The sequence below is a fragment of the Mesorhizobium sp. LjNodule214 genome (genome assembly GCF_964252735.1).
GTDB lineage: Bacteria > Pseudomonadota > Alphaproteobacteria > Rhizobiales > Rhizobiaceae > Mesorhizobium.
The window spans coordinates 91,385-98,542 of the sequence record NZ_CAXUPE020000008.1; the positions used below are offsets into that span (position 1 = coordinate 91,385).

10 protein-coding genes are annotated in these 7,158 nt (G+C 60.4%); all 10 read left to right on the forward strand.

Annotation, left to right across the window (positions count from 1 at the left end; genetic code table 11):
- The first annotated feature begins 1 nt into the window (after position 1).
- Entirely contained in the window at positions 2–676 is a 675-nt protein-coding gene (locus ACSQ3Z_RS36980; RefSeq protein ID WP_436175989.1) for an ATP-dependent Clp protease proteolytic subunit, read from the forward strand.
- Positions 673–1,431, forward strand: a complete 759-nt coding sequence (locus ACSQ3Z_RS36985) for a hypothetical protein (RefSeq protein ID WP_436175990.1) — start codon at positions 673–675, stop codon at positions 1,429–1,431. The genes ACSQ3Z_RS36980 and ACSQ3Z_RS36985 overlap by 4 nt, the downstream gene beginning before the upstream one ends.
- Positions 1,428–1,688, forward strand: a complete 261-nt coding sequence (locus ACSQ3Z_RS36990) for a hypothetical protein (RefSeq protein WP_436175991.1) — start codon at positions 1,428–1,430, stop codon at positions 1,686–1,688. The genes ACSQ3Z_RS36985 and ACSQ3Z_RS36990 overlap by 4 nt, the downstream gene beginning before the upstream one ends.
- Positions 1,689–1,816: 128 nt before the next feature.
- Positions 1,817–2,227 (forward strand): P27 family phage terminase small subunit, encoded by a 411-nt coding sequence (locus ACSQ3Z_RS36995; protein WP_436175992.1) that lies wholly within the window; start codon positions 1,817–1,819, stop codon positions 2,225–2,227.
- Positions 2,224–2,460 (forward strand): hypothetical protein, encoded by a 237-nt coding sequence (locus ACSQ3Z_RS37000; protein WP_436175993.1) that lies wholly within the window; start codon positions 2,224–2,226, stop codon positions 2,458–2,460. The genes ACSQ3Z_RS36995 and ACSQ3Z_RS37000 overlap by 4 nt, the downstream gene beginning before the upstream one ends.
- Complete coding sequence (locus ACSQ3Z_RS37005) at positions 2,457–3,989, forward strand: terminase large subunit (RefSeq protein ID WP_436175994.1); 1,533 nt, start codon at positions 2,457–2,459, stop codon at positions 3,987–3,989. Before ACSQ3Z_RS37000 ends, ACSQ3Z_RS37005 begins: the two co-directional genes overlap by 4 nt.
- A gap of 5 nt (positions 3,990–3,994) precedes the next feature.
- A complete protein-coding gene (locus tag ACSQ3Z_RS37010) occupies positions 3,995–4,339 on the forward strand; it encodes an HNH endonuclease (RefSeq protein WP_436175995.1) in 345 nt (114 codons plus the stop codon).
- Entirely contained in the window at positions 4,339–5,622 is a 1,284-nt protein-coding gene (locus tag ACSQ3Z_RS37015) for a DUF2460 domain-containing protein (protein WP_436175996.1), read from the forward strand. The genes ACSQ3Z_RS37010 and ACSQ3Z_RS37015 overlap by 1 nt, the downstream gene beginning before the upstream one ends.
- Before the next feature lie 140 nt (positions 5,623–5,762).
- Positions 5,763–5,918, forward strand: a complete 156-nt coding sequence (locus tag ACSQ3Z_RS37020) for a hypothetical protein (protein ID WP_436175997.1) — start codon at positions 5,763–5,765, stop codon at positions 5,916–5,918.
- Between the two features lie 816 nt (positions 5,919–6,734).
- Positions 6,735–7,025, forward strand: a complete 291-nt coding sequence (locus ACSQ3Z_RS37025) for a hypothetical protein (protein WP_436175998.1) — start codon at positions 6,735–6,737, stop codon at positions 7,023–7,025.
- Positions 7,026–7,158: the final 133 nt, after the last annotated feature.

Genomic DNA, 7,158 nt, shown 5'->3' on the forward strand with positions numbered 1-7,158 from the left:
GATGAACCCCGAAATTCTCGACAGGCTCGCAGCTCTTGAACAACAGGTCGGCGAGTTTTTGCCGGCGGCACTGGAGCGCAAGCGTGGCGCGTTGGAACCCTGCAACTGGCTGATGGGCGACATTCGGGCCAAGGCTGCAATTGACCGAGACCAAGCCCGTATGTCCGTTGTCGAGATGGCCGAAATTTATGTGGTCGGCGACATCGACGACGCCCTGGCGCTGAACGTGCACGACCAGTTGGAAGCGGCTCGGCTCTCACCCGGCATTAGCGTTTTTATCGACAGCCCAGGCGGTGATTTCGATGCCGCCGTCCGCGTCCATCGCAGCATCCGATGGCATCCCGGCACCAAGCTGGCAAAGCTCGGCAAGCGCTGCCAGTCGGCCGGCGTACTCGTCAGTCTGGCCTGCGACCAGCGCGTCGCATCATCGGACACCGCGTACATGCTTCACCTGACCGCCGACCTTCCCGATCCGCGCGATCGCTGGACGATGTTCAGGCACATCGAAGCAGCCCGCCGGTTGCGGATGACTGACAACCTGTACCTCAACGTCATCGCCGATAGGTCGGGCGCCGATCTCGCTGCATTGGCGATCGAGGCCGCAAAGGACGAGCAGCAGTCGCTTGAGTGGTGCCTGGCTCACGGTCTCATCCACGAGATTGAGGCAGCGAAATGACGAAGCGACCCGTCATCGTCGACCAGCGCCAAGCCGATCTTAGAAAGATCGACGGCGAGATCGAGCGTCTTGAGAAGCAGATCGCGGACAAGCGCGCCGCCGTCGATGCCGACCAGGCGAAGCACGCGCTCGACCAAAACGAGGAGATGCAGCGGCGGCTCGAAACCCAGATCCGTGCGCTTCGCGGTCACGTCGACGAAATGCACAAGAAACGGTTCGACGTAGAGCTAGGCGACCTCGCCGAGCCCAAGCGTCAGCCGGCAGCAGCAGCGCCAGCGGCCAAGGTACGTAAGCAATGGGACCTCAAGCCCGTACAGGCAGTTGGGTATCCTGACCTACCCAGGACCGAGGAAAATCAGAAGACGTTTGCCGAGACCTTCGAGCGCTTTACGAACTACATGATCTATCTGAAGCAGTTGGGCCTGAAGGAAGCTGACTGCCACCCCGACAGCATCGTTCACCTGGACCTGCTCGCGATGATCGCGGCCCAAGCTGAGGCCGGCGAAGTCTGGAACGCGCTTCGATTGGCGGCCGTCGAGGATCGGTTGGCCGAGTTGGAGAGCCGCCCGACGCTCAAGTACGCCGGCGTCTGGAGTGCATCCACCACGTACATTCCCGGCGAGATCGTCAGTCATGGCGGATCATCCTGGCACGCCAACATCAAGTCTACCGGCCTCCAGCCTGGCGAGGGCAACCCCGCGAGCTGGACCCTGATGACGAAGCGTGGCCGCGACGGAAAGGACGCGAGAACATGATCATCAACATCAACATAGACGGACTGACGCCAGAGCAGATTGCTGAAAAGCACGCCGCTGCGCTCGACTTCGCCATCGAACATCAACTTGAGCGGGATGGATTGTTCCTGTTTGACCATGGCGACCCCTCTGAACAAGAGGTCGCTGACTTCCTCGCATACCGCCGCAGCGTCTTGGCAGAGTGGAAGGCCGAGTGCTTGGCCGAGGTCATACGCTTCGACAATGAACCCTCGGCGCCGTCGCACAGGGTGCAATGATGATCAGCGAGAGCACCCTCCGGGGGGGGAGATGTCGACACGGGCCGGCAACTTCCTAGACCGCCTGCGATACCTGAGCATTGCGTTCCGGACCTCCCGTTCAACCCGCGCGCATATGGGTGGCGCTGATGGGCGCTCGTGGTCCGAAGTCATCGGCACAGCTTGCCATCGTGAGCCCGGCGCTACCCGGCACTGACTACGCGGCATCGGTGAAGGCACCGGCCGCTCCCAGCCATTTGTCGGCAGCGTCTCGCAAGTGGTGGGACGAGATCGTCCGGGAATACCAGCTTGAGAGCCATCATCTCCGGCTTCTGCAGGCAGCCTGCGAATCCTGGGAGAGAATGCAGCAAGCGAGGTCCGCAATCGCGAAGCACGGCCTTACGTTCGTCGATGCGCAGGGCTGTCCGAAGGCTCGGCCGGAAGTGGCGATGGAACGAGATGCAAAAGTCGGCTTTGCCCGGCTGATCCGGGAACTCGACCTTGATTTTGAGGCGCCGGCCGAGAGCCCAAGATCGCCGGCCATTCGGAGCAACCGATGAAACGGCGCCCCCGCAAAAAGCGCGTCACCATCTCGGCTGCGGCCGTGGAGGCCTTCAAGGCTGGCAACCGGCAGGCGCTTGGAACAGCGCTAGGCGTTCGTCCGTGGGAGCCGAACCCTCTCGATGTAGATGGGTCGCTGGCGCCGGAATGGGCAAGGCACGGTGGCACCGCATGGAGCCAGGCCTGGCCGGCATCCTGGGAATTGCGCCAGCAACTCGAGGCGGCGGCATGATCACCAGGGCCGCGCGCAATATCCAATGGATCGAGGACTTCTGTCGGGTTCCTGAAGGCAAGGACATCGGCAAGGCGATCCGGCTTCGGCCTTGGCAGAAGGAGGACCTTCGCAAGATCTACGACAACCCGCACGGCACCCGCCTGGCGATCATTTCCTTTGGCAAGAAGAACGGCAAAACCTCGCTGGCCGGCTGCCTTTTGTTGCTGCAACTGTGCGGACCCGAAGCCATCCCCAACACCCAGCTTCCCAGCACGGCGCAATCGAAAGAACAGGCTGCGGTGCTGTTCAACCTTGCCGCCAAAATGGTGCGCCTCAATCCGGAAATGGACGCATCCATCGTCATCCGCGACACGATCAAGCAACTCTATTCGCCAGGGCTCGGCACGCTCTACAAGGCGCTTTCCGCCGATGCTTCTACGGCGCATGGCCAGTCGCCTATCTTCGCGGTGCACGACGAGCTGGGCCAGGTGCGCGGCCCGGTCTCGGAACTGTACAACGCCATTGAGAACGCGATGGGCGCGCATGAAGCGCCGATGTCGGTGATCATCTCGACGCAGGCGCCGAACGACGCGGACCTGCTCTCGATACTGATAGACGACGCGCTGGCAGGGCACGATCCCCATACCGTCATCAGCCTCTACTCGGCCGATATGGCGGTCGACCCGTTTTCGGACGAGGCGCTGCTGCAGGCAAACCCGGCCTTTGACGACTTCCTCAACGCCAGCGAGGTGCGCAAGCAGGCCGAGAACGCCAAGCGTCTTCCCTCTCAGGAACCGCTGTTCCGAAATTACACGCTGAACCAGCGCGTCGAGGCCAGCAGCCCATTCATTTCGAGGGGCGCCTGGCAGGAATGTGGCGCCCCGGTTGAGCAGGACTTCAAAGACCGGCCGGTCTATGGCGGGCTCGATCTGTCGGACGTGAACGACCTGACAGCGCTGGTGCTGGTCGCGCCTTTCGATGGCGTCTGGAACGTCAAGCCAACATTCTGGCTGCCTGGCACGAGCCTTCGGGAGAAAGCTCGATCAGACCGCGTTCCCTACGATCTCTGGGCCAAGGAAGGCCACCTCACGCCGACGCCGGGACCGACTGTCGATTACGAATACGTCGCGAAGGCTCTGGAGGTGCTGTTCGACCGTCTCGACATTCGAAAGATAGCCTTCGACCGTTGGAATTGGCGGCACCTGAAACCCTGGCTTTCCAAGGTCGGTTTCACCGAGGCTCAATTGGAAGGCGACAAGGCCGTTTTCGAGCCGATGGGCCAGGGTTTTCAGTCGATGTCGCCGGCCTTGCGGGAACTCGAAAGCGCCATCCTCAACAAGAAGATCGCGCACGGCAATCATCCGGTGCTCGGCATGTGCGCGGCAAACGCGACGGTGCACATCGACCCGGCGGGGAACCGGAAGCTTTCGAAGATGAAGTCTCACGGCAGGATCGACGGCATGGTCGCGCTCGCCATGGCAATGAGCGTTGCCGGCACCCACAAAGAAGCGCCGAAACCGACCTATCAAATCATGTTTGTGGGGTAACGGAGATGGCCAGGAAAGACCGCCGCAGCCCCGAGGCCGAAGCGTATCGCAAGCTGTACCGCACCGCGCGCTGGCAGGCCATCAGGGCGGCGCAACTGGCGAAGCACCCGCTGTGCCAGAAATGCCTGCAAAGGGGTCACATCGCGCGCGCCACTGTGTGTCACCACGTCGACCCGGAGTCCAAGAAGACGAACTTCTATGGCGGCCCGTTCCAGTCGGTCTGCCAGCCTTGCCATGACGGTCCGATCCAGTCGGACGAGAAAAAGGGTTTCAGCAACGAGATCGGCATCGACGGCTGGCCGGTCGATCCTTCCCACCCGGCGAACCGCCAGCCCGGAACGAGGACGTAATGGACACTGTAGCGATCAACAACAAATTCGCCCTCGACATGAAGTTCGGGCCGGTCTTTCAAACGACCGTCATCCAGCTCATGGGCGGCTATGAGGATCGCAACCAGGATTGGCCTATCGCGCTGTGGAAGTACGAGGTCGAGCTTCGAAACCGACCGATTGCGGAGATACGAGCATTCCAGAGGCACGTGCTCGGCCGGCGCGGTTCAATGCATGTCTTCCCGTTGCGCGATCCAATCGACAACACGCTCACCGATGAAAACATCGGGACCGGCAACGGCGTCACGCTCGAATTTCAAATCAAGAAAACCTATGCTGACGACGATCGCCCATATCGGCGGCCGATTGCCATAGTTTCCAACCTCGTCGTGAAAGTTGATGGCGTCACGCAAGTCGAAGCCGTCGATTTCAACACCGAAGATGGTTGGATCGGTTTCGCGAGCGCGCCGACAGCCGGACAAGCGATCACAGTCAGTTGCGATTTTCTGATTCCGGTCAAATACGAGGCCGACCAGAATTTCCTCACGCTGCCGATCGGTCCAGGCACATCGAACGCCTTCGCGTCGGCTGGACCATTTGTTTTAGTGGAACGACACGTCCCCAAGCCGGATCTTGGTACGCCATCACCGCCCACGCCGATGGTCTACAGCTACGAGGGCTCGACGCTCAACAACTCAAATCTGACAACCTACACCTTCACTGGCAAAAATGTGGGCGCGGCAGGAGCTGGTCGTGTTATTGCCTTGGCGGTTCAAACCCGTACCAGCAACATTGGCACTCCAAGAAGCATATCAGGTGTCACCGCTGACGGTAATGCCATGACGGCTGGGTCATTTATTACCGGGTCGAATGCCGGCGAAGGCACAATTGGCTGGTTCTACCGCGTGATACCGACGGGGACTACTGTGACGTTTGTTGTCACTTTCAATAACGGTACGCAAAACTGCGCGATTGCAACCTATCGGCTATTTCCCGTAAGTGGCAGCCCCGTGGACACCACAACGGCAAAGGCCAGTAGCACCGCCACGTTGACCGATCTTGAAGTGAAAACTACAGGATTGGCGCTTATCCTAGCCGACACGGGCCGCGCCAACCCAACAATCGGCTCCTACTCGTGGGGGGGTGTAGACACCCCGGTTCGCGATCTGGCTGATCAGATAAATGATCAAAACGGCGGTTTGAGCCTTTTTTCCATACCGACGACCGAGAACGACACCACGCGAGATTTTTCGGTCACGGATTCCGGCGACGTGGTGATGATAGCCGGTATGGCATTCCAGTAGCTAACCGGCCAATGCCAGCCCAATGGCAATTCCCAGCCCGATGGCAAGGCCGCCTGTACACTGCTCCTGTCGTTGGCCTTGAGTCTTGACGCCCAAATATGTCAAAATGTCCTCGGCAGAACGCAACGAGGGGAATCAGCATGGACACAAAGCTTCGCACTCTCATTCTGTGCGCCATCATCACGACGCTCGCAGCCTGTACGTCCTACACGAACCCGACGCCCGAGCAGTCGGCTGAGGCAGCAAAGATCGCCTCGGAGAATCAGTCGACGGCCGACGACGGGGGGATGCAATGAAGTAGGTTGCGGCCCTTGAATAATTCAACCTCAATCATACAGTACAGCCATCACGCGGACGGCGGGGCGCCTGTTCCTACGGGGCTGTGAGAGAACTCTGGAGAGGTCGTCAAACACCGTATCCATGAGCCGTGTTTGTAGGACAGCGGCCAGCGAGAACGCGCGCTGGCGGGTACTAGCGGCCCAGCGGCCTGGCTGGGTGTGGGGGTCGGCCACCGGGCCTATAACCGGCAAACGGACTAGGTTCGCCGGCTGGCGAATTATAGGCCGGTCATGCGTCAATGCAACCTTGGCAAAACGGCGGCCTGCGTACACGTCAATGACATCGTATGAAAAGGCCGGTGCAGCGCCCTAGCCAAGCCCCAACTGCACCGGCCCTGCGAGACTAGCAACCTCGCTCTGGACGCATTTTATAGCAGATTAGCAATCTCTAAAATGAGGCCGAAGGCTTAAGGTCGCTAGGCACAAAGACGTAAGGCGAGCCAGCGCTACCCCGTAAGGATTGCGCCACGTACAGCGGCCCGGCGGGCTGGGGGCTGGGGCGCTTTGGCTTGACCGCCGGGCCTAGCCGGCAAGGCTAGCCGGCTGGCGAGGTTATAGGCCCGTCAATCATTGCTGCTACTTGGCAGAACGGTGTTCGGCTCCCCTCAAATCGGATGAGCTAGAGTCGATCCGGGCATAGCGCTTGGAGCGCCGAGTTCACCGCGGCCTGTAGAGCACCACTGCACCCAAGCGCTGTTTCCTGCTTGCAAGGCTCAGCCCTTTCAGGAATATAATCCTCTCCCGTTGCGGCGAACCCCTTCAACGGAGATCGCAATGCCCCAAAAGACCCTCGCCGATACACTGGCCGCCCGCGAAACCATGTATGTCAATTGCGGGCATCCGATGTGCTGCAAATCGACGAAGCTCGATATTCAGGCGCTGATCGACAGACTTGGTCCCGATCACGGTTCGATGCATCAGGATCTTGTCGGGCTCTTTGGCTGCTCAAAATGCAAGGCCGAGGGCCGCGAGCGCCGGCCGGTGTTCTTCACCTGCATTCCCGATTATGAGGGCCAACAGCGGGAGCGGAACCTCAACTGGAAACCGACTTTCGATAAGGCCTAGGCTGGCTTCTGGCGCAAAGGTTCGGTTCCTCGTGGCCGGCGGTACTTCGCCACCAGTTCGATCGCGCTGGGATCGACCGTGACGCGCCCCCAGCACCTGGACAGTGACCCGGCCGGTCTCCTCGTCGACAAAG